This is a genomic window from Erythrobacter litoralis HTCC2594 (assembly GCF_000013005.1).
Taxonomy (GTDB): Bacteria; Pseudomonadota; Alphaproteobacteria; order Sphingomonadales; family Sphingomonadaceae; genus Parerythrobacter; species Parerythrobacter litoralis_A.
Genome location: NC_007722.1, coordinates 1,174,593 through 1,199,135, shown reverse-complemented (window position 1 = coordinate 1,199,135; position 24,543 = coordinate 1,174,593). Strand labels below are relative to the sequence as shown.

The 24,543-nt window shown below is 62.5% G+C and carries 25 protein-coding genes and 1 tRNA gene; 17 read left to right on the top strand and 9 right to left on the bottom strand.

The window, feature by feature from the left end; all coding sequences use genetic code 11:
• Positions 1-3 precede the first annotated feature (3 nt).
• Together EL2594_RS05740 and mutL are read right to left on the bottom strand one after the other, a co-directional pair.
• Positions 4-441: a hypothetical protein gene (locus tag EL2594_RS05740; protein ID WP_011414088.1), complete on the bottom strand. Its 438-nt coding sequence runs from the start codon at positions 439-441 to the stop codon at positions 4-6.
• Positions 442-497: 56 nt separating this feature from the next.
• Complete coding sequence (gene mutL, locus EL2594_RS05735; protein WP_011414087.1) at positions 498-2,321, bottom strand: DNA mismatch repair endonuclease MutL; 1,824 nt, start codon at positions 2,319-2,321, stop codon at positions 498-500.
• Positions 2,322-2,508: 187 nt separating this feature from the next.
• Between mutL and EL2594_RS05730 the strand changes: the two genes are divergently transcribed.
• From EL2594_RS05730 to ribH, 8 genes are all read left to right on the top strand, one after another.
• The gene (locus EL2594_RS05730; RefSeq protein ID WP_011414086.1) at positions 2,509-3,552 is read left to right on the top strand and encodes a rod shape-determining protein; all 1,044 of its coding nucleotides are present in this window, start codon (positions 2,509-2,511) and stop codon (positions 3,550-3,552) included.
• Positions 3,553-3,569: 17 nt separating this feature from the next.
• Positions 3,570-4,475, top strand: coding sequence for a rod shape-determining protein MreC (gene mreC, locus EL2594_RS05725; protein ID WP_011414085.1), 906 nt, complete (start codon positions 3,570-3,572; stop codon positions 4,473-4,475).
• On the top strand, positions 4,475-5,029 hold the full coding sequence (gene mreD / locus EL2594_RS05720) for a rod shape-determining protein MreD (RefSeq protein WP_011414084.1): 555 nt from the start codon (positions 4,475-4,477) through the stop codon (positions 5,027-5,029). Before mreC ends, mreD begins: the two co-directional genes overlap by 1 nt.
• On the top strand, positions 5,029-7,074 hold the full coding sequence (mrdA, locus tag EL2594_RS05715) for a penicillin-binding protein 2 (protein ID WP_011414083.1): 2,046 nt from the start codon (positions 5,029-5,031) through the stop codon (positions 7,072-7,074). Before mreD ends, mrdA begins: the two co-directional genes overlap by 1 nt.
• Complete coding sequence (gene rodA, locus EL2594_RS05710; protein ID WP_011414082.1) at positions 7,071-8,192, top strand: rod shape-determining protein RodA; 1,122 nt, start codon at positions 7,071-7,073, stop codon at positions 8,190-8,192. The genes mrdA and rodA overlap by 4 nt, the downstream gene beginning before the upstream one ends.
• 74 nt (positions 8,193-8,266) lie before the next feature.
• Positions 8,267-8,342 (top strand) — tRNA-Lys (locus tag EL2594_RS05705).
• A gap of 120 nt (positions 8,343-8,462) precedes the next feature.
• Complete coding sequence (gene ribB, locus EL2594_RS05700; RefSeq protein WP_011414081.1) at positions 8,463-9,710, top strand: 3,4-dihydroxy-2-butanone-4-phosphate synthase; 1,248 nt, start codon at positions 8,463-8,465, stop codon at positions 9,708-9,710.
• Between the two features lie 3 nt (positions 9,711-9,713).
• On the top strand, positions 9,714-10,136 hold the full coding sequence (ribH, locus tag EL2594_RS05695) for a 6,7-dimethyl-8-ribityllumazine synthase (RefSeq protein WP_011414080.1): 423 nt from the start codon (positions 9,714-9,716) through the stop codon (positions 10,134-10,136).
• 6 nt (positions 10,137-10,142) lie between these two features.
• Here ribH and EL2594_RS05690 read toward each other — a convergent pair whose 3' ends face one another.
• On the bottom strand, positions 10,143-11,234 hold the full coding sequence (locus EL2594_RS05690) for a hypothetical protein (RefSeq protein WP_011414079.1): 1,092 nt from the start codon (positions 11,232-11,234) through the stop codon (positions 10,143-10,145).
• A gap of 11 nt (positions 11,235-11,245) precedes the next feature.
• Positions 11,246-12,286 carry a phosphotransferase gene (locus tag EL2594_RS05685; protein ID WP_011414078.1) on the bottom strand — a complete coding sequence of 347 codons (1,041 nt, stop codon included), beginning with the start codon at positions 12,284-12,286 and terminating at the stop codon, positions 11,246-11,248.
• A gap of 332 nt (positions 12,287-12,618) precedes the next feature.
• Here EL2594_RS05685 and EL2594_RS05680 point away from each other — a divergent pair, with 332 nt between their 5' ends.
• The gene (locus tag EL2594_RS05680) at positions 12,619-13,053 is read left to right on the top strand and encodes a hypothetical protein (protein ID WP_011414077.1); all 435 of its coding nucleotides are present in this window, start codon (positions 12,619-12,621) and stop codon (positions 13,051-13,053) included.
• 204 nt (positions 13,054-13,257) lie between these two features.
• On the opposite strand, the gene eno is transcribed toward EL2594_RS05680, so the two are convergent.
• Positions 13,258-14,544 carry a phosphopyruvate hydratase gene (eno, locus tag EL2594_RS05675; RefSeq protein ID WP_011414076.1) on the bottom strand — a complete coding sequence of 429 codons (1,287 nt, stop codon included), beginning with the start codon at positions 14,542-14,544 and terminating at the stop codon, positions 13,258-13,260.
• 183 nt (positions 14,545-14,727) lie between these two features.
• On the opposite strand from eno, the gene EL2594_RS05670 reads away from it, so the two are divergent.
• The 6 genes from EL2594_RS05670 to EL2594_RS05645 all read left to right on the top strand — a co-directional run bounded on the left by EL2594_RS05670 (position 14,728) and on the right by EL2594_RS05645 (position 17,473).
• Complete coding sequence (locus EL2594_RS05670; RefSeq protein ID WP_011414074.1) at positions 14,728-15,336, top strand: hypothetical protein; 609 nt, start codon at positions 14,728-14,730, stop codon at positions 15,334-15,336.
• Positions 15,337-15,361: 25 nt separating this feature from the next.
• Positions 15,362-15,799, top strand: a complete 438-nt coding sequence (locus EL2594_RS05665) for a phage holin family protein (RefSeq protein WP_011414073.1) — start codon at positions 15,362-15,364, stop codon at positions 15,797-15,799.
• The gene (locus EL2594_RS05660; protein ID WP_011414072.1) at positions 15,786-16,124 is read left to right on the top strand and encodes a hypothetical protein; all 339 of its coding nucleotides are present in this window, start codon (positions 15,786-15,788) and stop codon (positions 16,122-16,124) included. The genes EL2594_RS05665 and EL2594_RS05660 overlap by 14 nt, the downstream gene beginning before the upstream one ends.
• 42 nt (positions 16,125-16,166) lie before the next feature.
• The gene (locus tag EL2594_RS05655; RefSeq protein WP_011414071.1) at positions 16,167-16,658 is read left to right on the top strand and encodes a hypothetical protein; all 492 of its coding nucleotides are present in this window, start codon (positions 16,167-16,169) and stop codon (positions 16,656-16,658) included.
• A 99-nt stretch (positions 16,659-16,757) separates the two neighbouring features.
• A complete protein-coding gene (locus EL2594_RS05650; protein ID WP_041685720.1) occupies positions 16,758-16,988 on the top strand; it encodes a DUF4170 domain-containing protein in 231 nt (76 codons plus the stop codon).
• Positions 16,989-16,996: 8 nt separating this feature from the next.
• Entirely contained in the window at positions 16,997-17,473 is a 477-nt protein-coding gene (locus EL2594_RS05645; protein WP_011414069.1) for a GNAT family N-acetyltransferase, read from the top strand.
• A gap of 19 nt (positions 17,474-17,492) precedes the next feature.
• Here the strand turns inward: EL2594_RS05645 and greA are convergent, their stop codons facing one another.
• From greA to carA, 4 genes are all read right to left on the bottom strand, one after another.
• Positions 17,493-17,960: a transcription elongation factor GreA gene (gene greA / locus EL2594_RS05640; protein WP_011414068.1), complete on the bottom strand. Its 468-nt coding sequence runs from the start codon at positions 17,958-17,960 to the stop codon at positions 17,493-17,495.
• Positions 17,961-18,082: 122 nt separating this feature from the next.
• The gene (gene carB, locus EL2594_RS05635; RefSeq protein ID WP_011414067.1) at positions 18,083-21,412 is read right to left on the bottom strand and encodes a carbamoyl-phosphate synthase large subunit; all 3,330 of its coding nucleotides are present in this window, start codon (positions 21,410-21,412) and stop codon (positions 18,083-18,085) included.
• Complete coding sequence (locus EL2594_RS15640; protein WP_233994318.1) at positions 21,412-21,771, bottom strand: hypothetical protein; 360 nt, start codon at positions 21,769-21,771, stop codon at positions 21,412-21,414. Before EL2594_RS15640 ends, carB begins: the two co-directional genes overlap by 1 nt.
• A 56-nt stretch (positions 21,772-21,827) precedes the next feature.
• On the bottom strand, positions 21,828-23,135 hold the full coding sequence (gene carA, locus EL2594_RS05630; protein ID WP_011414065.1) for a glutamine-hydrolyzing carbamoyl-phosphate synthase small subunit: 1,308 nt from the start codon (positions 23,133-23,135) through the stop codon (positions 21,828-21,830).
• A gap of 139 nt (positions 23,136-23,274) precedes the next feature.
• Between carA and EL2594_RS05625 the strand changes: the two genes are divergently transcribed.
• Entirely contained in the window at positions 23,275-23,724 is a 450-nt protein-coding gene (locus EL2594_RS05625; RefSeq protein ID WP_011414064.1) for a GatB/YqeY domain-containing protein, read from the top strand.
• Positions 23,724-24,503: a hypothetical protein gene (locus tag EL2594_RS05620; protein ID WP_011414063.1), complete on the top strand. Its 780-nt coding sequence runs from the start codon at positions 23,724-23,726 to the stop codon at positions 24,501-24,503. Before EL2594_RS05625 ends, EL2594_RS05620 begins: the two co-directional genes overlap by 1 nt.
• Positions 24,504-24,543: the final 40 nt, after the last annotated feature.

The following is a 24,543-nucleotide window of genomic DNA, read 5'->3' as shown; positions in this document are numbered from 1 at the left end:
CAGCTACGCGCCGCACTGGACGGTGCCGCGATCTTCAAAGACGATCCGGTCACGCCCGTCGCGCAGCGTGATCGAGCCGTTGTAATCGGTCACTTCCTCGCCGGTCTGCCGTCCCGAACGTTCGTTCAGCGAGAGGCGCACCGAATGGGTCGTCCCGTCGTACTTCGTCCAACCGAGATAGGGCAATTTCGTCGAACCCTTGTCCGGGGCGAGCCGTTGGAGCCGGCCGTTTAGCTTGATCGCTCCGATGTCCTCCATGCCGATGAAGAGCAGGTCGCTCCGCCCGGAGACCCTGGGCCGCAGGAAGTTGCAACCGGCACCGAAAATGTCGGCCTGTTCGATGTCCGCGAAATCGATCGCGTCGAGCGAAATCTCTTCCGCCGGCACGATCTGCGCGTCCTTGACGTCCGCCACGATCTCCTGCCGCTCGGCCTCGCTCATCTCCGGTTCCGTACAGGCAGAGATGATGAGGACGGGAGCAATACAAACCAAGCGCATCAATGCCTCCCGAACAGTTTCTCGACGTCTTCCATACTGAGCTTGACCCATGTCGGGCGCCCGTGATTGCACTGGCCCGAACGCGGCGTGCGCTCCATCTCGCGCAGCAGCGCGTTCATCTCGTCGACCCGCAGGGTGCGCCCCGCCCTGACCGAACCGTGGCAGGCCATGGTCCCTAGAACGAGATCGAGTTTCTCCTCGAGCCACAGCGCATCGCCATGCTTGGCGAGGTCGTCGGCAATATCCTGCAGCAGCTTGCCCGGGTTGGAGCCTGCCAGCGCGTGTGGCAGCGACCGAACCAGCATCGCGCCGGGTCCGAAACGCTCGATCGAAAGACCCATGGCGTCGAGCTTCTCGGCAGCGCTTTCGAGTCGGTCGCAGGACGGCTCGTCCAGTTCGACGACTTCGGGCATCAACAGCGCTTGGCTCCGGGAAACCGCCTCGCCCGCTCCGGCGGCCTTGAGCCTTTCCAGCACAAGCCGCTCATGCGCAGCGTGCTGATCGACCAGCACCAGCCCGTCCGCGGCCTCGGCCACGATGTAGGTATTGGCGACCTGCCCCCGCGCCACACCCAACGGAAAATGCTGTTTCGCATCCGCGGCGATGTCTTCTGCTTCAACCGCCCTACCCTGCGGTGAAGCGATGACCTCGCCTTCGTGGCTGTGCCATTCGTGCGAGGGTTCGCGGACCCCTGTGCCGGGCTTGCTCCAGCCGCGGCCTTCGAAGATGGAGCGAAGCGCCGGTGATGGTTCTTCCCTGACAGGCTCCTGCTGCCAGCGCTTCATCGCCGTGCGGTCCGGCCCCTGCGCGCTTCGTCTGTCGCCGGTCGAGAGCGCTTGCCTCAGACCCGATACGATAAACCCGCGCACGGCCTGAGCATCACGGAAGCGTACTTCGGTTTTGGCCGGGTGAACGTTTACATCGACATCCTCGGAAGGCAGGTCGAGGAAGAGCGCCAGCACCGCATGCCGGTCACGCGCCAGCATGTCCGAATAGGCCCCGCGCACCGCGCCGACCAGCAGGCGATCCTTCACCGGACGCCCGTTGACGAACAGGTACTGGTGATCCGCAACGCCGCGATTGTAGGTCGGTAGGCCTGCGATCCCGGTCAGCGTCATCGTATCGCGCTGCATGTCGAGCAGCACGGCATTGTCCTTGAGCTCGGGCGCGACGATTTGCGCGACGCGATCGGGCAGTTCTTCACCCGGTTGCAGCGCGAAGACCCGTCGTTCGCCATGATCGAGCGTGAAGCCGATGTCGGGCCGTGCCATGGCAAGGCGGCGGATGACGTCGAGACAGGCGCCGTACTCGCTGCGCGGCGTGCGCAGGAACTTGCGCCGTGCGGGCACCTTGGCGAAAACCTGTTCGATCCGGGCGCGCGTTCCCGGTGGAAGCGCGGCAGGACCTTCCTCTACCAAAGTGCCGTGATCGACGACCCGTCGCCAGCCCTGCTCCGAACCGTGCGGCCTGCTTTCCAGAGCAAAGCGCGAAACGCTGCCGATCGATGGCAGGGCCTCGCCCCGAAAACCCAGCGTCGCCACCCGTTCGATCGCCTGCGCCTCACCGATCAAATCGTCGGGTAGTTTGGACGTTGCGTGTCGCTCCAGCGCCAGTTCCATCGCCGCCGGATCCATACCGCAGCCATCGTCGGTGACTTCGATCCGCGTCAGCCCGCCATCGATCAGGTGAACGGCAATCCGCGTGGCACCGGCATCGACGGCATTCTCGACCAGTTCCTTGAGCGCCGCCGAAGGACGCTCTACCACTTCACCCGCGGCAATACGGTTGACGAGGGCTTCGGGAAGGCGGCGAATAGTCGGCATTTGCGCAACCTAACGACGAGCCGCTTGGATTTCGAGCCGAGGTGCGAATTTTGCACCGGAACTGGGGATAAATTCTTGGCCTTTTGCGGCGCGACTCGGTAAGGGACCTCGTCCCCACCATCAGGGATTGCCTTTTTCGCAACTTTGCGAGGCATCCCGCGCATAAGCTTACGGATTTCCGACCGCGATGAGTTTCTTTTCCAACCTCCTGAAATTCGGCTCCCAGAACATGGCCATCGACCTGGGCACCGCCAACACTCTGGTTTACGTGCAGGACCAGGGCATTATCCTCAACGAACCGTCGGTGGTTGCCATCGAAACGATCAACGGGATCAAGCGCGTCAAGGCCGTGGGCGACGATGCGAAGATGATGATGGGCAAGACCCCGGACAGCATCGAGGCGATCCGCCCGCTGCGCGACGGTGTGATCGCCGACATCGAAATCGCCGAGGAAATGATCAAGCACTTCATCCGCAAGGTGCACGGGAAGAAGAGCCTGTTCCGCTATCCCGAGATCACGATCTGTGTGCCGTCCGGCTCGACCTCGGTCGAACGCCGCGCGATCCGCGATGCCGCGTCGAACGCCGGTGCTTCGCAGGTCTACCTGATCCTCGAACCGATGGCGGCTGCGATCGGCGCCGACATGCCGGTGACCGAACCTGTGGGTTCGATGGTCGTCGATATCGGCGGCGGCACGACCGAAGTCGCTGTCCTCTCGCTGCGCGGACTGGCCTATACGACCTCTGTCCGCACCGGCGGTGACAAGATGGACGAAGCGATCGTCTCCTATGTCCGGCGACACCACAACCTGCTGATCGGCGAAAGCACGGCCGAGCGAATCAAAAAAGATTACGGCATCGCCGTCGCCCCCGCGGACGGGATCGGCGAAACGATCACCATCAAGGGCCGCGACCTCGTCAATGGCGTTCCGAAAGAGATCACTATCAATCAGGCGCACATCGCCGAGGCCCTGAGCGAGCCGATCGGTGCCATTGTCGAAGGCGTGCGGATTGCGCTGGAGAACACCGCACCAGAGCTCGCAGCCGACATTGTCGACCAAGGCATCGTCCTTACCGGCGGCGGAGCCTTGATCGCCGGGCTCGACGATCATCTGCGTGAAGAGACCGGCCTGCCGGTCAGTATCGCTGAGGACCCGCTGTCCTGCGTCGCGGTCGGCACCGGGCGCGCGATGGAAGATCCGATCTACCGCGGCGTGTTGATGACCGCCTAAGGCGAAGGAGGCAGGACATGGCGCCGCCTTCGTCACGGCGCTCGGGGCATTCTCGCAGGGCGCAATACGGGCAGTTTACGGGATATGTTATCGCCGCGATCGGCGCGGTGATCGGTGCTGTCCTGTTGCTCGTCTCCCTGCTCAGCCCCAATGCCTTTTCCGGCTTGCGCGGGGGCGCAGCCGAAGTCGTCGCGCCTCCGGGCCGGGCGACAGCCGTGGCGCGGGACGAAGGCCAGAGTTTCATCGAGGCGGTGCAAGGCTATCTCGAAGCCGGCAGCCAGAATGCAACCCTTCGCCGCGAAGTCGAACTGGCACGCATCCGGCTGGCCGAAGCCAAGGCGCTCGAGCAGGAAAACGACCGCCTGCGCGCATTGCTCGAAATTGCCGACAGGGATGCACCGCCCATTGCCGTGACGCGCCTGGTCGGTTCCTCTGCCGCGAGCACGCGGCGCTTCGCCTATATCGGTGCAGGGAGTGCCGATGGAGTGCAGCCCGGCATGCCGGTGCGAGCGCCGCGCGGTTTCGTCGGGCGGGTACTCGAAGTATCGGACAATACGGCACGCGTTTTGTTGCTGACCGACAGCGAAAGCGTAGTGCCGGTCAGGCGCGTGAAGGACAATGTCGCAGCCTTCGCGGAGGGGCGCGGCGACGGGCTTATCAACATCCGCCTGATCAATCTCGGCATCAATCCGCTCAAAAAGGGCGACATTTTCGTGACCAGCGGTGCGGGCGGGTTCTTTCGGCCCAATGTCGCCGTTGCCATGGTGGACCAGATTACCGACGATGGTGCCATCGCCCGGATCATCAGCGATCCCGCCGCCACCGACTTCGTCTCGGTCGAGCAGATCTGGGAAGAGCAGACGGTTGAAAGCGCACGTGTGCCTATCGAGGAAGAACTCGGCGACGACGGAGCGGGCGAGTAATGGAACGCCTCGCCGAGAAGGCCCGGGCCGATCAGTACGGTCGCCGGATAAATCGCGACCACTCCCCTTTACTTCTGACGATCATTCCCTGGGGTTCGATCCTTATCGCCAGTGTCCTGCCCTTCTTCGTTGTGACCGCATCGATCCCGTTGGTCCCGCCGCTCGGCTTCCTCTTCCTGCTTGGCTGGCGCCTGGTGCGACCGGGTGTCCTGCCGGTCTGGGCCGGCTTCCCGCTCGGTCTCTGGGCGGACCTGTTCAGCGGCCAGCCATTCGGTTGCTCTATCGTCCTTTACTCGCTCGCATTGATTGCAATCGAAGCCATCGAAGCACGCTTCCCGTGGCGTGATTTCGCGCAGGACTGGGCCATGGCCACGTTGATCCTCCTTGCCTTTCTCACAATCGGGGCCATCCTTTCGGGCGCCGACGTCTCCATGCCGATGCTGATCGGGCTTGTGCCGCAGGCCTTGCTGTCGATTTTCGTATTCCCCATTATCGCTGTCATGGTGGCAGGTCTCGACAGGCTCCGGCTCTTGCGCGTGAGGGTTATCGGCTGATGGCTCTCGGCTCGTCGCACCTTCCCGTCAGTTCCAATACCCTGAAAGATCGCTTCGACCGCCGCAGTTTCACGCTCGGCACACTCGGTCTCGGCATCGGCACGCTGCTCGCGGTGCGGATGGGCTATATCGCGATCGCGGAAAATGAACGTTACGCGGTCGAAAGCGAGAGCAACCGCGTCAACCTGACGCTGATCCCGCCGCGGCGCGGCTGGCTGCTCGACCGCAACGGCGCCCCCCTCGCCTCCAACCGCGCCGACTTTCGTGTCGATATCATCCCCGAGCGGATGACCGACAAGATGGAGACCTTGAACGAACTGGGTGAGTTGCTCGATCTCGACGCAAACCGCATGCGCGACCTGCGCAAGGAAATCGAGGAATCGCGCGGCTATGCACCGATCGAGATTGCCAGCGGCCTCGACTATGAGCAGTTCGCTGCCGTCTCGCTGCGCGTCCCCGACATGCCCGGCGTCGTTCCGCAGCGGGGTTTTTCTCGCTTCTATCCCACCGGCCCCTCGGTGGGACACCTGCTCGGCTATGTCGGCCCCGCGTCGGCGGAGGAGTATGAAGAGGATCGCAATCCGCTGCTGATTACGCCCGGCTACAAGATCGGCAAGGACGGGCTGGAAAAGCAATTCGAGCAAACCCTGCGCGGCGAGCCCGGGGCGCGCCGGGTCGAGGTAACCGCCTCGGGCCGTATCGTGCGAGACCTCAGCACCCGGCCGGATGTGCAAGGCAATCCCGTCAAGCTGACCATCGACGGTCCGCTTCAGGACTATGCCGCGCGCCGGATCGGTCTCGAAAGCGGTTCGGTCGTCGTGATGGATTGCGACACGGGCGACCTGCTCTGCATGGCTTCGATGCCGAGTTTCGACCCCAACAGTTTCTCCGAAGGCATCGGCAGCGTCGAATACGCCATGCTGCGCGAGGACGAGCGCGTGCCGCTCCGCAACAAGGTGCTCAAGGGCCTTTATCCGCCCGGATCGACGATCAAGCCGATGCACTGCATGGAGTTCCTGCAGGAAGGCATCAGCCCCGATGAGACCATCGTGTGCGGCGGCGGCCGGCGGATCGGCAATCGCTTCTTCAACTGCTGGAGCAACCACGGCGTCGTCGACATGGCCAAGGCCATCTACCAGAGCTGCGACAGTTATTTCTATCATTTCGCCCAGCAGGTCGGTTTTGAGAAAATCGCCGCCTTCGCCAAGAAGATGGGGCTGGGCCAGGAATTTCCTTTACCCGTGACGAGCCAGTTCTACGGCACCGTTCCGAGCCCCGCATGGAAGGAAGAGAAGTACGGCGATCCCTGGCGCGCCTTCGATACAGTCAATGCCAGTATCGGTCAGGGGTATTATCTCGCCAGCCCGCTGCAATTGGCGGTCATGTCTGCGCGTCTCGCAACCGGCAAGGCACTGATGCCGCGCCTGACCCTCGACGGCAAAACACCCCAACCCGCCAGTCTCGGCTTTTCGCAGGATCATATCGCACATGTCCGGCAGGCGATGAGCGACGTCGTCAACGGTCCCGGTACGGCCGGACGTGCGCGGCTGCCGCTCGAAGAGGTCAAAATGGCGGGCAAGACAGGGACGGCGCAGGTGGTCAGCCTGAGCATATCCGACGGCCGTTCGGGCCCGTGGAAATATCGCGACCATGGCCTGTTCGTATTCTTCGCGCCGCTCGACAAGCCGAAATATGCTGGCGCCGTGGTGATCGAGCACGGCGGTGGATCGGGCGCCGCCTACCCCATCGCGCGTGACGTGATGACGTTCCTGTTCGACCCGGCGAAGGGTCTTGAGGCGCTGAATGCGCTGGAAGAGCAATGGGGCGGCACTGCCCAGCAGCGCCTGGTTCGCAAATATGCCGCCTATGCCGCCGAACGCGGTGCCGAGGTCGAGCCGGCGCCCCGGCGCGCCGAAGAGATCTTCGACCGGGTCGACGCCGAAGCGCGCATGGCCGCGCAACAGGCGGAGGCTCTGGGGCAAGAAGCCAGCATCAGTCGCAACGAGAGCGCGCGCGGCACCGAGCCGGCCGGGGGGAACCGGTGAATTCGGTCATCCCCGCGCCTATCGCGCGCCAGCCTTGGGGCATGCTTATCCCGCTGATATTGCTGACCTCCTTCGGTGGGGCAGTGCTTTTCTCGGCTGCTGGCGGCAGTTTTAGCCCTTTCGCCAGCTCCCATTTCCTGCGCTTCGGTGTATTCCTAGTAATGGCGGCGATCATCGCGGTCATGCCGCGCGACTTCGTGAAGTTCGCAGCATATCCGGCCTATGGCGTTACCCTGATCCTGTTGCTCGCGGTCGAAATCGTCGGGACACTGGGCGGCGGCAGCCAGCGCTGGCTCGAACTGGGCTTCATGCGGTTGCAGCCATCCGAGATCATGAAGCCCGTGCTCGTCGTGGCCTTGGCCAAGTTCTACGATGGTCTGCCTGTGGGTATGATTGCAACATGGCGCGCGCTCGTTCCCGCCGCGGTCCTTATCGGCATGCCGATGGCTCTGGTCCTGATGCAACCGGATCTCGGTACATCGCTCGCCATCGCTTTCGGCGGGGCAGTCGTAATGTTTCTCGCTGGACTGCCCATGCGCTGGTTCGTGGCAGGCGGAGCAGCGGCGGCGGCGGTCATCCCGCTCGCCTACTTTTTTGCCCTGCAGCCGTACCAGCAGAAGCGGGTAAACACCTTCCTCGATCCGGAGAGCGACCCGCTCGGTACGGGCTATCACATCACGCAGTCGAAGATCGCGATCGGATCGGGGGGGTGGACTGGCAAGGGTTTCAACGAAGGCTCGCAAAGCCACCTCAACTACCTGCCCGAGCCGCATACCGATTTCGTATTCGCCACCATGGCGGAAGAGTGGGGCCTGCTCGGCGGCCTGTTCGTAATCGTCATGTTCGGGCTGATCCTCGCCTGGGGGCTCAGGGTCGCACGCCAGTCGACTTTGCGCTTCGACAAGTTACTGGCCGCGGGAATGGTCGCGACGATGTTCTTCTACATCGCGATCAACCTGATGATGGTGATGGGCCTTGCGCCCGTGGTGGGTATTCCGCTGCCCTTCATGAGCCACGGCGGTTCGTCCATGCTGACCAACATGATCTGTATCGGCAGCCTGATGATGGTGAACCGCTGGAACCGCTCCAGCGCCCCGCGCGGTTTTATGTCGACTTAGCCCTTGCACCCAGGCTGCAAATCGCTAAATGACGCGCCTCCCGTCAATCGGGCCCTGCCGGATACCGGTAGCGTGGACGCATAGCTCAGTTGGTAGAGCAGCTGACTCTTAATCAGCGGGTCCTAGGTTCGAACCCTAGTGCGTCCACCATTCTCCCTCTTCGTATATCGCTGCGCTGCGTGGACCGTGTCGACCTAGCGCGCAGCTTTTCACACGCAGGATCACATCATGCGGGCTTGTAGTCACATTCAAATGTGATACGGTCTGCGCATGAGTTCATCGATTATCGAACGTGTGCGCGACCTTGTTTCGTCCGGCACTATGACCAAGGCCGGTCTGGCACGCGCAGCGGGCCTCCACGCCAACACCCTGCGCGATGCCAGCGAGCCGGATTGGAACCCCACGACCGAGACGCTTGGCAAGCTCGAGAACTTCCTTATCCAGAACGACGACCGCCCCGTCCTTGTCGGAATCGAGGAGATCATCGACGAAGCGCGCAACGGGCGGATGTATATCCTGGTCGATGACGAGGATCGCGAGAACGAAGGCGATCTCATCATTCCCGGCCAGATGGCGACGCCCATGGCGATCAATTTCATGGCCACCCACGGGCGTGGCCTGATCTGTCTCGCGCTCGACAAAGCGCGGGTGAAGAAGCTCGGGCTAGAGCCGATGAGCCGCAACAACCGCGAAAGCATGCAGACCGCCTTCACCACCTCTATCGAGGCCAAGGAAGGGGTCACCACCGGCATCTCCGCCGCCGATCGCGCGCGCACCGTCGCGGTGGCCATCGACAGCACCAAGGGCCCGGACGACATCGTCACCCCAGGTCATGTATTCCCGCTGACTGCGCGCGATGGCGGTGTTCTCGTTCGTGCCGGCCATACCGAGGCGGCGGTCGATATCTCCCGCCTCGCCGGTCTCAACCCCTCGGGCGTGATCTGCGAGATCCTGAACGAGGATGGCTCCATGGCCCGGCTCGACGATCTCATTATTTTCGCGCGCAAGCACGATTTGAAGATCGGCACCATCCGGGACCTGATCGAGTACCGCATGCGCCACGATCACCTGGTCCAGCGCATCGAAGAACGCGACTTCGAAAGCGATTATGGCGGACAGTGGAAGATGGCGGTCTACCGCAACTCGATCGACGGGCGCGAGCATTATGTGCTGCAGAAAGGGCATGTCGTACCCGGCGAACCTACCCTCGCCCGCGTCCATCCCATTTCGATCTTCGACGATGTCCTCGGCCAGCCCGGCGAGCGCAAGCGCACGCTCCAGCGCTCGATGCAGGCGATCGGAGAACATGGCTCGGGCGTCATTGTGATCATTACCGGGCGTCAGGCTACCGGCAGCTACAGCGACGATGACGAAGTCCGCAATGTCGGCATCGGCTCTCAGATCCTCGCCGATCTCGACGTCCACGACATGATCCTGCTCAGCAATTCACAGCCCAATGTGGTGGCGATCGAAGGCTACGGCCTCAATATCGTCGATCACAAGTCCATCCCGGAGTAATTCATGGCCCGTTTTCTGATCGTCGAAGCGCGTTTCTACGACCATCTCAACGATATGCTTGTGGCCGGTGCCCGCGCCGCGCTCGAGGCGGAGGGGCATGAGGCTGAGGTGCTGACCGTCCCCGGCGCGCTCGAAGTGCCGGGCGCGATCGCCATGGCGGCGGAAAACGGCGAGTTCGACGGCTTCGTCGCCATCGGTGTCGTGATCCGCGGCGAGACCTATCACTTCGAGATCGTCGCCGGCGAAAGTGCCCGCGGCATCCTCGCGCTGACGATGGATGGCATTGCTATCGGCAATGGTATCCTGACGACCGAGAATGAAGAGCAGGCTCTGGAGCGGGCCGACCCCGCGCGGAAGGACAAGGGCGGCGAAGCGGCCAAGGCCGCCATCGCCTTGCTCAAGTTGCAGGACCGCTTCGGAGCCTGACGCGAGCTACTCGGCCCCGTCGAGAAACTCCTTCAAGCCCAGCGGCGCGAACGGCCCGATGATCAGCTGTTCGAAAATGCCGATGCCTTCGCGGCCATCGCTGCCCTGCGCCGCGACGATCGCTTGCACATGCAGGTTCTCCGGTGCCAGCGGGTCGACCGTGTCGAGATCTATATCCTCGCGCTCGACCTTGAGTGCACCGTGATGCAGGCCGTGGCCCCAGGTCGAATGGGTATAGCCAAGGCCCTTCATCTGGAAGCGGCCGAGGGGTTCGAAGGTCACTTCTTCCGGGGCACCTTTCAAGGCCAGTGACAAGGTTCCACCGCTCGGCCACCGGGTCCCCGCATCAAGCCGCGTTCGCATGCTGCCGACGCCTTCCGCGAGATCCTCCACGCCAGCACCTTCCGGAGCCCACGCCGCGCGCGTGTTCCAGGCCCTGCCCTGGCTGTCATTGTTGATGTGGAAAAACAGGCTCCCGTCGGGAAAATTGATTGGCGTCCATTGCCAGAAGAAGGCCGGAAGCGGATTGCCGGGTATCGGCTGCATGTCCCGTGTCCCGATGGGGCGCACACCCCAGCTGCGATCGCGTGTACCGAACGTGCCGGAAGCGATCTCCTGTCGCTCGCCATCGACGCTGATCCATCCTGTGAAGCTGCCGTTCTGTGTCATGCGCGTATAGTCCATGAACGCGCGCGGGCCATGGCGGTGGATAAAGCGCGGCTCCTCGATCGGGAACGCACGGCCGGTGAAGGTGATGTCGGCAGCAATCCCGTCGGTTTCTTCGACAATCAGCCGCAAGGACTGAAGCGGCTCGATGACCTCGATCCGGATCGGGCCGACCGACAGGTCCATCCGCTCCATCGCCAATTCCTTGCTCGCGTGAAGGCAGTGTTGCTTGCCCTCGCGGATCGCACAGAAATGCGCATCGGCCACATCGAGATGCGGATAGACGCCGAAGGCCAGCGCAAAAAAACCAGTGCCGTCGGGCGCGTATCCGTTGAAAAAATAGCGGTCGTAGAAATTGCGGTCGGTGCCCGAATAGGCGACCGGTTCCGGCGTCTGGTGGATCGGGAATTCATCGCCCTTGCTCAGCACCATGTCATGACTCCTTAAAGTGCGCCGAGGCTGTCGTGCGCCAGCGCCAGGGCACACGCCCCGCGCGCCATGGACAGGAAATTTGCATCGCCCCGCTCGGTTCGCTCGACGAAAGCGGCGCTGAAAACGGCAGTCGTGATGCCATGGATCGCGCCGCGCCGGTAATCGTCCCAGATATCGTCGTGTGACAAGGATACGCCGCATGCAGCCATCTCTGCGCGATAGAGATCGAGCAGCTCGCGCTCGTGAGCCTTGCGCAGTTCGTCGCCGATGCCGCAGCCCATAAAATAGCCGATATCGGTCATGGGGTTGCCTAGCGTGACGGTCTGCCAGTCGAGCACCGCGATCGGTTCTGCGCCGCCCCTTATGTCGAACAGCATATTGTCGAGACGGAAATCGCCATGCACCACGCAGACCGGCTCCGGCACGCCGTCGAACAGCGTTTCGGCTGCGGCAGCAACCCCCTCGCAAATCTCCATAAACTCCTGCTCGAGACTGTCGGCATAGCGCTGGCGCCAGATCGCCTGCGCCTGTGGGTAAAGCGCCCTCACCTGCGCGCTCATCTCAGCTTTAGGGGCGACCCACTCGAGTTCGAGCACAGCGTCGTTGTGCCAGCTCGGGGCGTGAATCGCTGCGCCCTGCCGGATCGCAGCTTCGGCGTCGGCCAGCGAACACCCGGCAATCTGGTCGCCACCGCGCGCAGGCCCCAGATCTTCGAACAACAGGATGAAATCGCTGCCGTCATCGCTGACGGCCGAGAAATGCACCTTCGGTATGCGGACGCCGAGGTGCGCGGCAATATCATCGTAGAAGCCGACTTCCTTGGTGTAGAGGCCGAACGTCGCGGCGGTTGCGCGGCTCGTCTGGTCGGCGGCGGGGAACTTGGCAGCCAGTGAGCGCTCGGAGCCTCCGGCGTCCCTGAAGGTGAAGCGCACGCTGTCGCCGACCTGCCCGGTGCCGATCGGCACCCAGCGCACGTCGCTCACCTCGTCGGCCAGAACCCCGCTCAACCATGCCGGTGTGACGTGGTCGGGATGGGTTGGAAACTCCGCCATACACTCTCCCTGTCTCGACATTATGGAAGTAATTTCCACCTATCAATGCGTAACGGGAAAATTGCGATCAGGTGGGGGCATCGGAGTATCGATGTCTCCGACAGGCGTAATCTCTCCAAAACGGTCCAGTCTCTTCCACGTTGGGCGAGCGCCAGATTTCGCGCCAGAAGCGGCAGAATTCTGCGAGCCATGGTTATTTCGCCATCCGACGGACGTTACAGGCTGGTCCAACATGGACCAAAATTCACAACCGCAACGCGGCAAGCCAGCTAAGTAATTCTGCATAGCCCGGGAAGGGTTGCAATTATCAATTACCAGCTCTGGACTGCCGAATGCCCACGGGCGCCAAGAACAACCGAAAAACGCCGCGGTCCTACGCAAAAGGCGATGATGGAGAGGATGCCGCTTCTATTGCTGATATCGGGCCGACCGGTCGGGCGGCATCGCAAATCTATCGGCTGAGGCGCCGCCGCGAAGAATTGTTCGGAGTGCCGGACCTGTTCGGCGATCCGGCATGGGACATCCTGCTCGATCTCTACATCGCCAGTTGCAAAGGCAAGGCGGTCTCCGTGTCGAGCGCCTGCGTCGCTGCCTGCGTACCGGCAACTACGGCACTTCGCTACCTGTCCCGGCTTGAACAGCTCGGCCTAATCGCACGCAGCGCGGACAAAAACGACAGGCGCAGGGTCCTCGTTGCGCTGTCGGGTCCAGCCAAGATGACGATCAAGGAATTCCTGGTCGAGCAAGGATCGCAGACGGTCGTTTGATCGCATCTGGCGACTTTCTCCGTCCGGTAGCACGCCCGATCCCGTATCTCGCCCGGGCGACGCATTGATTTTCGAGTTAATCCCGATCTCGAATGCACGCTCGATCAGGTCAATCGGATGGACGTGCATATTGCGGCCGCCCATCCCGAAGCCGCGATCATGCGCCCCACGAAGCGGCCGCAGTTCGCACCTCCAAACTAGAACCTAGCGGGCCAGACGACCAAAGCACGCCGCACCGGCATAATGCGCGCTGTTGCCCAGCTCTTCCTCGATCCGGATAAGCTGGTTGTATTTGGCCAGCCTGTCCGACCGCGCCAGCGAGCCGGTCTTGATCTGCCCGCAATTGGTGGCGACGGCCAAGTCTGCGATGGTCGCATCCTCGGTTTCGCCCGAGCGGTGGCTCATCACACAGGTGTAGCCGGCACGGTGCGCCATATCGACGGCTTCCAGCGTCTCGCTGAGCGTGCCGATCTGGTTGACCTTGACCAGCAGCGAATTGGCGAGTCCCTTGTCGATACCCATGGCGAGACGCTCCGAATTGGTGACGAACAGGTCGTCGCCCACCAATTGGACCTTGTTGCCAATCAGGTCGGTCAGCGCTTTCCAGCCTTCGAGATCGTCCTCCGCCATGCCGTCTTCGATCGAACGGATCGGGTAGTCGTTGCACAGGTCCGCGAGGTATTTCGCCATTTCCTCGGGCGAAAGCGATACTTCTTCCCCCGCCAGGTCATAGCGGCCATCGGCGAAGAATTCCGTCGACGCGCAATCGAGGGCAAGCGCCACTTCCTCGCCCGGCTTGAAGCCCGCTTTCTCGATCGACTGCATGATGAAGTCGAGCGCGTCGCGCGTACTGGCGATGTCGGGAGCAAAGCCGCCTTCGTCGCCCACCGAGGTCGACAGGCCCTTTTCCGACAAGCCCTTCTTGAGCGTGTGGAAAATCTCCGCGCCCCAGCGCACCGCTTCGGCAAGGCTGTCCGCGCCGACCGGCATGACCATGAATTCCTGGATATCGATCGGATTGTCGGCATGCTCGCCGCCGTTGACGATATTCATCATCGGGACCGGCAGCATGTGCGCGGAGACGCCGCCGACATAGGCCCACAGCGGCATGCCACGCGCAGCCGCCGCAGCCTTGGCGACCGCCAGGCTGGTGCCGAGGATAGCATTCGCGCCAAGCTTCGCCTTGTTAGGCGTACCGTCGAGATCGAGCATCACTGTATCGATATCGCGTTGATCTTCGGCGTCGAGGCCCAGCAGCGTGTCGGCGATCGTCGTGTTGACCGCATCGACCGCCCTTGTGACGCCCTTGCCGAGATAACGCCCCTGATCGCCATCGCGCAGCTCGATCGCTTCATGCGCGCCGGTCGAAGCGCCCGACGGCACCGCGGCGCGCCCGAAGCTGCCGTCTTCGAGAAGCACGTCCACTTCGACGGTCGGATTGCCCCGGCTATCGAGGATCTCGCGGGCATGCAGGTCGATGATGGCGGTCATGGGGTATGGCTCCGGTTGCTGGACGGAAGTCTGTATGTGTTGTATTAGGCTAAGACACCCCCATATCGAGGGATGCGGGCGCAATATGCGGCGGAACCGATCCGTGCAAGGCGCGTTCGAGAGAGGAGTGCGTGATCGCCCCCGATCGCGCTGAGTTTGAATAGAAATTCGAGGGATCCGACCATGGCCAAGAGTCCGACAGAAAAATCCACCTCCAAAGCCAAGACCAAGGGTTCGACCAAACCCAAGGCTGCCGCAGCCGATGCTGTCGGCGCTGCGTCGGGTTCTGCCGTGAAGGAGCCCGAAGTGATTGCCGCCTCCGCACACCGCGACGAGGCGAAATCGCGCTTCAACTCTGCTCTGGAAGAAGCCAAGGCAGGCGCTGCCGCGTTGAAAGCCGAAGCCGGCGAGCGCGTGGGAGCCTATCGCAGCCAGGCCGATGAAAAGCGTGGCGATCTCATCAACGATGCCCGCGCCTATGGCGACGAAGCAAAGGTCCGCGCCGGCGAGCTTGCCGTCGAAGGGAAGGCCAAGGCCAGCGACGCGCTCGCCGCGCTGGGCAAGATGGTTGCCGATAACGCCACGCAGATCGACGACCAGTTCGGCCCGAAATATGGCGACTATGCGCGAAACGCCGCCCGCAGCCTTCAGGAAAATGCCGCCAAGCTCGAGGCCAAGAGCATCGAGGAAATCGGCGAGGACACGAAGGAGTTCGTGCGGAAAAGCCCTGGTACCGCGCTTGGTATCGCAGCCATCGGCGGCTACATCCTCGCGCGCCTTTTCCGCCGTTAATCGCTGCTGAAGGGGGGCTGCGCGAATGCTGGACGATCCCGCGCGACAAGCGCAGTCCGACCCACTCGAGCATCTGCCGGAGCCTGAAACTCCGGCCACCGGCCCGGCGGATGACGCGCCCTACGCTTCGCTCGCCGAAGACGTCACTGCGCTCTATGAAGATGGTAAGACGTACGTCGAAGCCGAATTGGCCTATCAGAAATCGCGGCTTCGTTTCGCGGGTCACAGTGCGAAACGCGGCTTCGCATATAGTCTTGGCGCCCTTGCATTTCTTCACCTTGCACTCGTCGGGCTGGTCGTGGGACTGATTATTGCGCTCGCACCGATGTTGACGGCATTCGGTTCGGTTGCCGTGGTTTTCGGCGTCCTGCTGGTCATCGGTATTGTTCTGGCAAGGAAGGCTTCAAGCCATTTCGACGGGGCCGGTTCCCTTTTTAAAGGCGATGACGATGAAGTGGTATGAACGCGAATTGCGCGAAGATCGTCGATTGCGCGACGCGGCCAAGGCACTTCTGCTGGCAGATGTGGAGCGCGTGAAAGAAGATTTCAGCTCGCGCAGTTTGACGCACCGTGCCGCAGACCGATTGCAGGAAGGCGCGTCGGAAATTTTCGATCAAGCGAGCGAAGTCGCCCAAGACAACAAGGGTGTCTTGGCCGTGCTCGTCGGTGCTGTGCTGCTCTGGTTCGCACGCAACCCGATCATGAGTACGCTGGGATTTGCCTCTGATAGTGAGGACGCTGAAACCGAAGGGGATTTTCCGGAACCCGAACAAGTTTCGTCTCGTTGAGAATTCGCAAGCCTATTTCCGGAAAATGACAGGAGACCCCCTATGAGCACCGATGAAAAGCGCGACGAACTTCGCGAGCGGATCGAAGCAGGTGAAAAACGCGCCGAAGAACGTTCGCTGGCAGACAGCGCACGCGAGGCAGGCGAACTCGCCACCGAATTTGTCAAGGCACATCCCGTCGCCACGGTCGCTGGTGTAGCCGTATTGGGCATCGTGATCGGCGCCATGACCAAGCCCGGCCGCCGCCTCGGCAGCCGGGCCGCCGACCTGACCAGCTATGCCGCCGAGGCCGGAATTGCCTATGCCATGGGCGTGATTGATGCCGCAGGCGATTTCGCCGGCGACGTCAAACAGGCGAGCGGCGATGCGATCGAGGATATCGGCGACAGCATCGATCGCAACACCCGCAAGGCCAAGCGTGAAGGCTCGTACCTTGCCTCGACCGCGCGCGATACCGCACACGATTATGCGCGGCGCGCCGGACGCAAGGCCGGTCGGTCCTTCCGCGGAGCGAAAATGCGCCTGCCGCACTGATCGCTTCCAGGACGACCAAATAAGCGGCGTGACGGCTTTGCCTGTCGCGCCGCTTTGGCTATGGGCGCTGCAATCCTCCTCCCCAAGGAAAGCGAACCGATGGAAGAAACGACCCCGAAGCAGAAACTGCACCTGGTGATGGGTGGCCGCGTCACCGACCCGCGCACTATGGAGTTCCAGGATCCCGAAAGTGTGCATGTCGTAGGCGTTTACAGCAATTACGACGCGGCCGAAGAGGCGTGGCGGGGCCAGGCACAGCGTACGGTGGACGATGCGGAGATGAAATACGTCATCGTCCACCTGCACAAGCTGCTGACTCCCGACGAATAGGCTTAGCGATGGCCTATGCCATCCGCCCTTTCCGTGACGATGATGCCGACGCTCTGAGCAATCTTGCCCTCGCTGCGATCCGCGAAATAGGCCCGCAGGCTTATTCGGAAGCGCAGATTGAAGCGTGGGCTGCACGGCATAGTGGGCCGGACATGTATCGGCGCCGCGTTGCCGAGGGCGCGATGATCTTCGTTGCCGCAGATGCCGAAGATCGCCCGGTGGCCTATGCATTGCTGGAACCCGACGGTCATCTCGACCGGCTCTACAACCATCCCGACCACACGCGTCGAGGGCTTGCAGTCCAGCTCTTGCTCGCTGCCGAAACGCACGCAGCGAATAACGGCCTCACGCGGCTGTTCACCGAAGCGAGCGAACTCGCCCGGCCCGCATTCGAGCGGGCTGGGTACGCCGTGATCCAGCGCCGCGACTTAAAAATCGGCGGCGTGCCGATCCACAATTATGCGATGGAAAAGCGGCTCGATTGAGCCGCTTCCGAAGCGAACCTCAGACGAATTCGACCTTGTCGACGAGGTAGAACTTATCACCCGAGGGCACAGTCACTTCGATCTCGTCACCGACCTGCTTGCCGATCAGCGCGCGACCGATGGGCGAGCTGTAGCTGATGCGGCCCTTGGCGGCATCGGCTTCGGTCTGGCCGACGATCTGGTATTTGACCGGCTTGTCGTCTTCATCGAGCAGGGTCACGGTGGCACCGAACACGATCTTGTCGCCCGATAAAGTGGCGGGATCGATGATCTGGGCACGGGTTACGCGGTCTTCGATGTCGGCGATCTGCGCTTCGATCTGGCCTTGGCGTTCCTTCGCCGCGTGATATTCGGCATTTTCCGACAGGTCGCCATGCGCGCGCGCTTCTTCGATCGCGTCGACCACCTTCGGGCGTTCCGCACGCAGGGCCTTGAGATCGGCGGTCAGCCGCTCGTAGCCTTCTGCCAGCATCGGAACCTTTTCCATTACCGTCCCCACTTCATTTCTTTCGTTTGTGCCCCGCCCCGCGGTTCGATTGTCAATTCGAGACTTCGCCGCGCCTTTGGTCGCGCGGTTCGGCAATATCGAACTGTCGGGAGAAGCTTGTGTTACGTTGCGCTATAATAGTCTTGCAGCGAGCGGACTTCAAGCTTGCTTGAATTGACCGTCGCAATCGCCTCCGCAACGGCAAGGCACGCAGCAGCCGTCGTATAGTATGGCAGTTTGGCTTCCAGCGCGCTCGCGCGGATGGATTTGCTGTCTCGCAAGGACTGCCAGCCTTCGGTCGTGTTGAAGATGAGGTCCACCTCGCCGTCGATGATCGCATCGACTATATGGGGCTGACCCTGCGCCACCTTGTTGACCTTCTCCACCGGCAGGCCCTGTTCGGCGAGGTAAGTCTGCGTACCGCCGGTCGCGATCACGCGGAAACCATGGTCGATCAGTCTCTTGACGGCCGGGACGATGACCGGCTTGTCGGTATCCTTGACGGAAACGAACAGCGTCCCGCTCTCCGGCAATGGCATCCCGACCCCGAGCTGAGATTTGAGGAAGGCTTCCGGGAAGGCCCGGTCGATCCCCATGACTTCGCCGGTCGACTTCATCTCCGGCGACAGCACCGGGTCCGCGCCCGGGAAACGGCTGAAGGGGAAGACGGCTTCTTTCACCGCCATATGGTTCGGCCGCAGGTTGAACGGCTCGAAGTCGGACAGCGGCTCGCCCGCCATAACGCGGCTTGCGATCTTGGCGATCGGGCGGCCGATGGCCTTGGCGACGAAAGGCACGGTGCGCGAAGCGCGCGGATTGACCTCGATGAGGTAAACCTCGCCGTCCTTGACCGCGAACTGGACGTTCATCAGTCCGCGCACCTTGAGCGCGATGGCGAGCGCTTCGGCCTGGCGTTCCATCTCTTCGATAATCTCGTTAGGCAGGCTGTAGGGCGGCAAGGTGCAGGCGCTGTCGCCCGAATGGACGCCCGCTTCCTCGATATGCTGCATCACGCCCGCAATGCGCACTTCCTCGCCATCGCTGATGACATCGACATCGCATTCGATCGCATCGCGCAGATATTGATCGACGAGAACCGGGCTTTCGCCGGACACGTTCACAGCAGTGCGGATGTAGTCGTCGAGCTGCGCTTCGCTGTCGACGATCTCCATCGCGCGGCCGCCGAGGACATAGGACGGGCGCAGCAGTACCGGGTAGCCGATCCGCGCCGCCACCGCAGCGGCCTCGTCGCGGCTGTAGGCAATGCCGTTGTCGGGCTGCTTGAGCTTCAATTTGTTGACCAGCTTGGCGAAGCGCTCGCGGTCTTCGGCCAGGTCGATCGCATCGGGCGATGTGCCGAGGATCGGAATGCCCGCATCTTCCAGCGCCTGCGCCAGTTTGAGCGGGGTCTGCCCGCCGAACTGGACAATCACGCCGACAAGCTCGCCCGATTGCTGCTCGACGCGCAGGATTTCCAGCACGTCTTCCGCCGTCAGCGGCTCGAAATACAGGCGGTCCGAGGTGTCGTAATCGGTCGAGACCGTTTCCGGGTTGCAATTGACCATGATGGTCTCGAACCCGGCTTCCGAGAGCGCGAAGCAGGCGTGGACGCAGCAATAGTCGAATTCGATGCCCTGCCCGATCCGGTTGGGCCCGCCGCCGAGGATGACGATCTTGCGCCGGTCGCTCGGCATCGCCTCGTCTTCAGCCTCGCCGAAGCTCGGGGCTTCGTAGGTCGAATACATATAGGGCGTGATGGCCTCGAACTCGGCTGCGCAGCTGTCGATGCGTTTGAAAACCGGGAGCACGCCGAGCTTGTGCCGCAGTTCCCGCACTTCCTGTTCGCTGGTGGCCCCGGCCATAACCTTGAGCGCATCGTGCAGCAGCCCTGAGCGCCGCGCCTGCGTTTCGCCCATTCCCCCGGCGACCCCGACCGAGCGTACCGCGAGCGTCGCCAAGCGCTTGTCGGAAAAGCCCATGGCCTTGAGCCTGCGCAGCGCCGCGGCATCGTTGGGCAGGCCGTTTTCGGAAATATCCTGCTCGGCCCGGATGATGCCTTCGATCTGGCGCAGGAACCACGGGTCGTAGCTGGTGACTTCGTGCACTTCTTCGACGGTCAAACCGGCCCGAAACGCTTGCGCAACCTTGAGCAGGCGGTCCGGCGTGCGTTTGCTTAGGGCCGCGGTGATCACATCCTTGTGAACCCCCTCAAGCTCCGTCACACGGTTGAATCCGTCGAGATCGGTTTCCAGGCCGCGCAGCGCCTTCTGTATCGATTCCTGGAAGTTGCGGCCAATCGCCATCACTTCGCCGACCGACTTCATGGCCGTCGCCAGATTGTTCTCCGCACCCTTGAACTTCTCGAACGCAAAGCGCGGGATCTTGGTCACGACATAGTCGATGGTCGGCTCGAAGCTCGCCGGGGTCGCGCCGGTGATCTCGTTCTCGATCTCGTCGAGCGTGTAGCCGACCGCCAGCTTGGCGGCGACGCGGGCGATGGGGAATCCGGTCGCCTTGGATGCCAGCGCCGAGGAGCGCGACACGCGCGGGTTCATCTCGATCACGATCAGGCGGCCGTCCGCCGGATTCACCGCGAACTGGACGTTGGAGCCGCCCGTCTCCACCCCGATCTCGCGCAGCACGTTGATGCTGGCGGTGCGCATGATCTGATATTCCTTGTCGGTCAGCGTCAGCGCCGGCGCGACGGTGATCGAATCGCCGGTGTGGACCCCCATCGGATCGACATTCTCGATGGCGCAGATGATGATCGCGTTGTCCTTGCGGTCGCGCACCACCTCCATCTCGAATTCTTTCCACCCGAGCAGCGATTCCTCGATCAGCACTTCGGTGGTGGGCGATGCATCCAGACCCTCGCGTACGATGCGGTCGAATTCCTGCGTGTTGTAGGCGATGCCTCCGCCGGTGCCGCCGAGCGTGAAGCTGGGGCGGATGATGGAGGGAAGCCCCGTGCGCTTGAGCACTTCGCGCGCTTCCTCCAGCGTGTTGGCGATGCCGCTGCGCGCGCTTTCGAGGCCGATGCTGTCCATCGCCTCGCGGAAGCGCTGGCGGTTCTCGGCCTTGTCGATAGCATCGGCCTTGGCCCCGATCATCTCCACGCCATGCTCGGCCAGAACGCCCATTTCATCGAGCTTGAGCGCGCAGTTGAGCGCAGTCTGCCCGCCCATGGTCGGCAGCAGCGCGTCGGGCTTCTCCTTGGCGATGATTTTGGCCACAATCTCGGGCACAATTGGTTCAACGTAAGTCGCGTCCGCCATCTCCGGATCGGTCATGATCGTGGCCGGGTTGGAATTGACGAGCACGACTCGATACCCCTCCTCGCGCAGCGCCTTGATCGCCTGCGTGCCGGAATAATCGAACTCGCAGGCCTGGCCGATAATGATCGGGCCGGCGCCAATTACGAGGATCGAGGAGATGTCAGTGCGTTTGGGCATTATCTACAGGGCCACCTAGTTTTTTGAGCGATCACAAAAGCGGCTAGTCCGCTTATTTCCCTCAAATTCTCCGCCGAACTCTCGAAGTATTCTAGGTATGCGCGAGCCATTGCTCGAGGCGCGTTTGAATCGAAATCGAGATTTCCATTTGGACAAAATCGAAAAGCATCCTGCGCGTCTTGTCCCATTCCCAATTTCAGTGTGTTCATGGCTGCGAAGAGGCAAGCAGGCGCGGACATTGGTTTGAACTTGCCAGCAAACTCGCGGTCGGCCAGTTCGTTACCGGTCAGCATCAATGTGCATGCCACATAGAGTTGGCGGGGAGACGCCGCATCAGGTTCTGGCGGCTTCTGAGCCATTGCGGGAGAAACCCCGACTAGGGACAACGCTCCAAGCAAAAGGATTAGCTTTTTTCTCACCCCAACATCCCCACAAACTTCTCGAACAGGTAGAAGCTGTCCTGCGGTCCCGGGCTAGCCTCCGGGTGATACTGCACGCCGAACGCTTTCTTGCCGCGGATGCTGATGCCGCAATTGCTGCCGTCGAACAGGCTCACATGCGTCTGCTCCACACCCTCCGGCAAAGTCTCGCCATCGACCGCGAAGCCGTGGTTCATGCTGGTGATCTCGACGAGGCCCGAGGTCTCGCCCCAGCCTTCGCCCACCCGCTGGACCGGGTGGTTCGCGCCGCGGTGGCCCTGGTGCATCTTGGTGGTTTTCGCGCCCGCCGCCAGCGCCAGCATCTGGTGGCCGAGGCAGATGCCGAACAGCGGGATGTCGCGCTCCAGCAACCCGGCAATCACCGGCACCGCATATTCGCCCGTCGCCGCCGGATCGCCCGGACCGTTGGACAGGAACACGCCGTCGGGATTGTGCGCCAGCACCTCTTCGAGGCTGGCCTTGGCCGGCACCACCGTCACCCGCGCCCCGGCCTTCACCAGGTTGCGGAAGATATTGTCCTTCGCGCCGTAGTCGATCGCGACCACGTGAGGCATAAACTCCCCCTCTTCTTCAGAGGAGGGGGTCGGGGGGTGGTGGCTGGCTGGCGATGCGTCGCGAGCATCCCCCACACCCTCCGCGACTTCGTCGCTCCTCCCTCTCCCCTGAAGGAGAGAGGGCGATTTCGGCCACGGCGCTCGCCCGTAGCCCTTGCCGAGAGCCCACGGACCCCCGCCCCAATCTTCCTGCTTCGCGCGGCTGACGCGCTGGGCGAGGTCCATGCCCTCCAGCCCCGGCCACTTTTGCGCGCGGGCGAGCAGTGCAGGCAGGTCGAATGTTCCGTCGGGAGCATGCGCGATCACAGCGTTGGGCGCGCCGCTTAGCCGGATGAAGCGGGTCAGCGCGCGGGTATCGATGCCGGAAAGGCCGATCTTGCCATTGGCGCTCATCCATTCGTCGAAGTGCTTGTCGGCGCGGAAATTGCTCGACGGCGTGACTTCCTCGCGCACCACGCAGCCGACAGCCGCTTCGACGGCGCTTTCGACGTCCTCGTCGTTCGAGCCGACATTGCCGATATGCGGGAAGGTGAAGGTGACGATCTGCGCCGCGTAGGAGGGATCGGTCATCACCTCCTGGTAGCCGGTCATCGCGGTGTTGAAGCACACCTCGCCGACCGCGCTGCCGGTCGCCCCAAAGCCCTTGCCCCACAGCGCCGTTCCATCGGCCAGAAGCAATACACCTGTGGCGTCTTTGGGTTGCGCAGGCGTAATGTCGGCAGATGCCATGGGGCTTGCTCCGAGTCAGGTGTTTCCGGCGATGTCGCTAAGAGACTGCGGCTAAGCGCACCCTCCCCTTGCGTCAAGCGCGATCGCGCGCCACTTGGGGATCAATCCACGATCACACCCGATACGACAGGACAGACCCATGCTGAGAGACGATATCAAGGCCGAAACCGTCGCCGCCATGAAGGCCAAGGACAAGGACCGCACCGCTGCGCTGCGGCTGATCGGGGCCAAGATCAAGGATCGTGATATCGAGCTGCGGACCTCCTCGAAAGAGATCGAGGATGATGCGCTGGTGATGGATGTGCTGGAAAAGATGGCCAAGCAGCGGCGCGAGTCGATAACCATGTATGTTGATGGTGGCCGCGAGGAACTGGCCGACAAGGAACGCGCGGAGCTGGCGGTTATCGAGGAGTTCCTGCCGCAAAAGATGGACGAGGCGCAGACACGCGCCGCTATCGAAGAGGCGAAGGCAAACACTGGTGCGGACTCCATTAAGGATATGGGTAAAGTGATGGGGGAACTGAAGGCGAAACACGGCGCTGTACTGGACATGAGCCTCGCCTCGAAACTCGTGAAGGAAAGCTTCTGATGAAACGCCTCGCTGCCTGTTCGCTCCTCTCTCTCGCCCTGGTCGCCACCGCCTGTGCGGATGCAACCGACGTCGATGACGAAACCAACACGGTGACCGGCAGCGATGTGACCGATCTCAATGACGTCAACACCGATGGGGATGCGATTTCCAAGGCCGTCGACCGCGACAAGGGCGATTTCGGCGAACTCGAGCTTGGTGCCAAGATCGTGGGGCCGCGCGGTCCGGAAGTGAAGGTCGCGCTGTCCAATGCCAGCGGCAATTATGCCGACATGACGAGCTATGTCGCCTGTCCCGACGGCATGGATCCCTGTGATCCGGCGACTGCGCCCGCCGGTACGGTCTTTACCTACGTTCACATCGTCTACCCGGGCGAAGACAATGACGCTGCGACAGGCAGTGGCGACGGTGCCGATGCCAGCGATGTCGAACGGGCGACCGAATTCCGAATGCTGCGCCCTGCCCATGGTTTTACCGGCAGCGCGGGCTATTCCAAGGCCGAGGCGCTCGCCGCGATCGGCGCGAAGGCCGATATCGTGATGAGCTGCGACAATGGCGCGCTGGTGTGGACCGTCAATGCCGGCGACGGCGGCGACCAGTGGGAACAGGGCGAACCGCTCACCTTCTACTGGCATTCGACCCTACCGCCCGCAGGCCCTGCCCCCGCTTACCAGATCGAGGTCGATGGCACGGCCGCCACCGGCAACGGGCCGATGCCCGCGTCTGCGGACAGAGCGAGCAATGCGTGTCTGGCACCTGCCACCTCCACAGGCGAATAGGCCGCACTGCTTGAATGCGCGGGCGTGAGAGCGCATTGAA

What these genes read in the sequence shown, in the direction of transcription:
- EL2594_RS05690 (WP_011414079.1), bottom strand. Translation starts at nt 11,234, where the DNA reads ATGGTGCTGAGCAAGGGCGATGAATTCCCGATCCACCAGACGCCGGAA.
- EL2594_RS05665 (WP_011414073.1), top strand. Translation starts at nt 15,362, where the DNA reads ATGCTGGACGATCCCGCGCGACAAGCGCAGTCCGACCCACTCGAGCAT.
- greA (WP_011414068.1), bottom strand. Translation starts at nt 17,960, where the DNA reads ATGGAAAAGGTTCCGATGCTGGCAGAAGGCTACGAGCGGCTGACCGCC.
- EL2594_RS05645 (WP_011414069.1), top strand. Translation starts at nt 16,997, where the DNA reads ATGGCCTATGCCATCCGCCCTTTCCGTGACGATGATGCCGACGCTCTG.
- mreC (WP_011414085.1), top strand. Translation starts at nt 3,570, where the DNA reads ATGGCGCCGCCTTCGTCACGGCGCTCGGGGCATTCTCGCAGGGCGCAA.
- EL2594_RS05620 (WP_011414063.1), top strand. Translation starts at nt 23,724, where the DNA reads ATGAAACGCCTCGCTGCCTGTTCGCTCCTCTCTCTCGCCCTGGTCGCC.
- eno (WP_011414076.1), bottom strand. Translation starts at nt 14,544, where the DNA reads ATGACCGCCATCATCGACCTGCATGCCCGCGAGATCCTCGATAGCCGG.
- EL2594_RS05730 (WP_011414086.1), top strand. Translation starts at nt 2,509, where the DNA reads ATGAGTTTCTTTTCCAACCTCCTGAAATTCGGCTCCCAGAACATGGCC.
- EL2594_RS05685 (WP_011414078.1), bottom strand. Translation starts at nt 12,286, where the DNA reads ATGGCGGAGTTTCCAACCCATCCCGACCACGTCACACCGGCATGGTTG.
- EL2594_RS05650 (WP_041685720.1), top strand. Translation starts at nt 16,758, where the DNA reads ATGGAAGAAACGACCCCGAAGCAGAAACTGCACCTGGTGATGGGTGGC.
- EL2594_RS05660 (WP_011414072.1), top strand. Translation starts at nt 15,786, where the DNA reads ATGAAGTGGTATGAACGCGAATTGCGCGAAGATCGTCGATTGCGCGAC.
- mutL (WP_011414087.1), bottom strand. Translation starts at nt 2,321, where the DNA reads ATGCCGACTATTCGCCGCCTTCCCGAAGCCCTCGTCAACCGTATTGCC.
- ribH (WP_011414080.1), top strand. Translation starts at nt 9,714, where the DNA reads ATGGCCCGTTTTCTGATCGTCGAAGCGCGTTTCTACGACCATCTCAAC.
- EL2594_RS05625 (WP_011414064.1), top strand. Translation starts at nt 23,275, where the DNA reads ATGCTGAGAGACGATATCAAGGCCGAAACCGTCGCCGCCATGAAGGCC.
- mreD (WP_011414084.1), top strand. Translation starts at nt 4,475, where the DNA reads ATGGAACGCCTCGCCGAGAAGGCCCGGGCCGATCAGTACGGTCGCCGG.
- EL2594_RS05670 (WP_011414074.1), top strand. Translation starts at nt 14,728, where the DNA reads ATGGCCAAGAGTCCGACAGAAAAATCCACCTCCAAAGCCAAGACCAAG.
- mrdA (WP_011414083.1), top strand. Translation starts at nt 5,029, where the DNA reads ATGGCTCTCGGCTCGTCGCACCTTCCCGTCAGTTCCAATACCCTGAAA.
- carA (WP_011414065.1), bottom strand. Translation starts at nt 23,135, where the DNA reads ATGGCATCTGCCGACATTACGCCTGCGCAACCCAAAGACGCCACAGGT.
- carB (WP_011414067.1), bottom strand. Translation starts at nt 21,412, where the DNA reads ATGCCCAAACGCACTGACATCTCCTCGATCCTCGTAATTGGCGCCGGC.
- ribB (WP_011414081.1), top strand. Translation starts at nt 8,463, where the DNA reads ATGAGTTCATCGATTATCGAACGTGTGCGCGACCTTGTTTCGTCCGGC.
- EL2594_RS05740 (WP_011414088.1), bottom strand. Translation starts at nt 441, where the DNA reads ATGAGCGAGGCCGAGCGGCAGGAGATCGTGGCGGACGTCAAGGACGCG.
- EL2594_RS05655 (WP_011414071.1), top strand. Translation starts at nt 16,167, where the DNA reads ATGAGCACCGATGAAAAGCGCGACGAACTTCGCGAGCGGATCGAAGCA.
- EL2594_RS15640 (WP_233994318.1), bottom strand. Translation starts at nt 21,771, where the DNA reads ATGGCTCAGAAGCCGCCAGAACCTGATGCGGCGTCTCCCCGCCAACTC.
- EL2594_RS05680 (WP_011414077.1), top strand. Translation starts at nt 12,619, where the DNA reads ATGCCCACGGGCGCCAAGAACAACCGAAAAACGCCGCGGTCCTACGCA.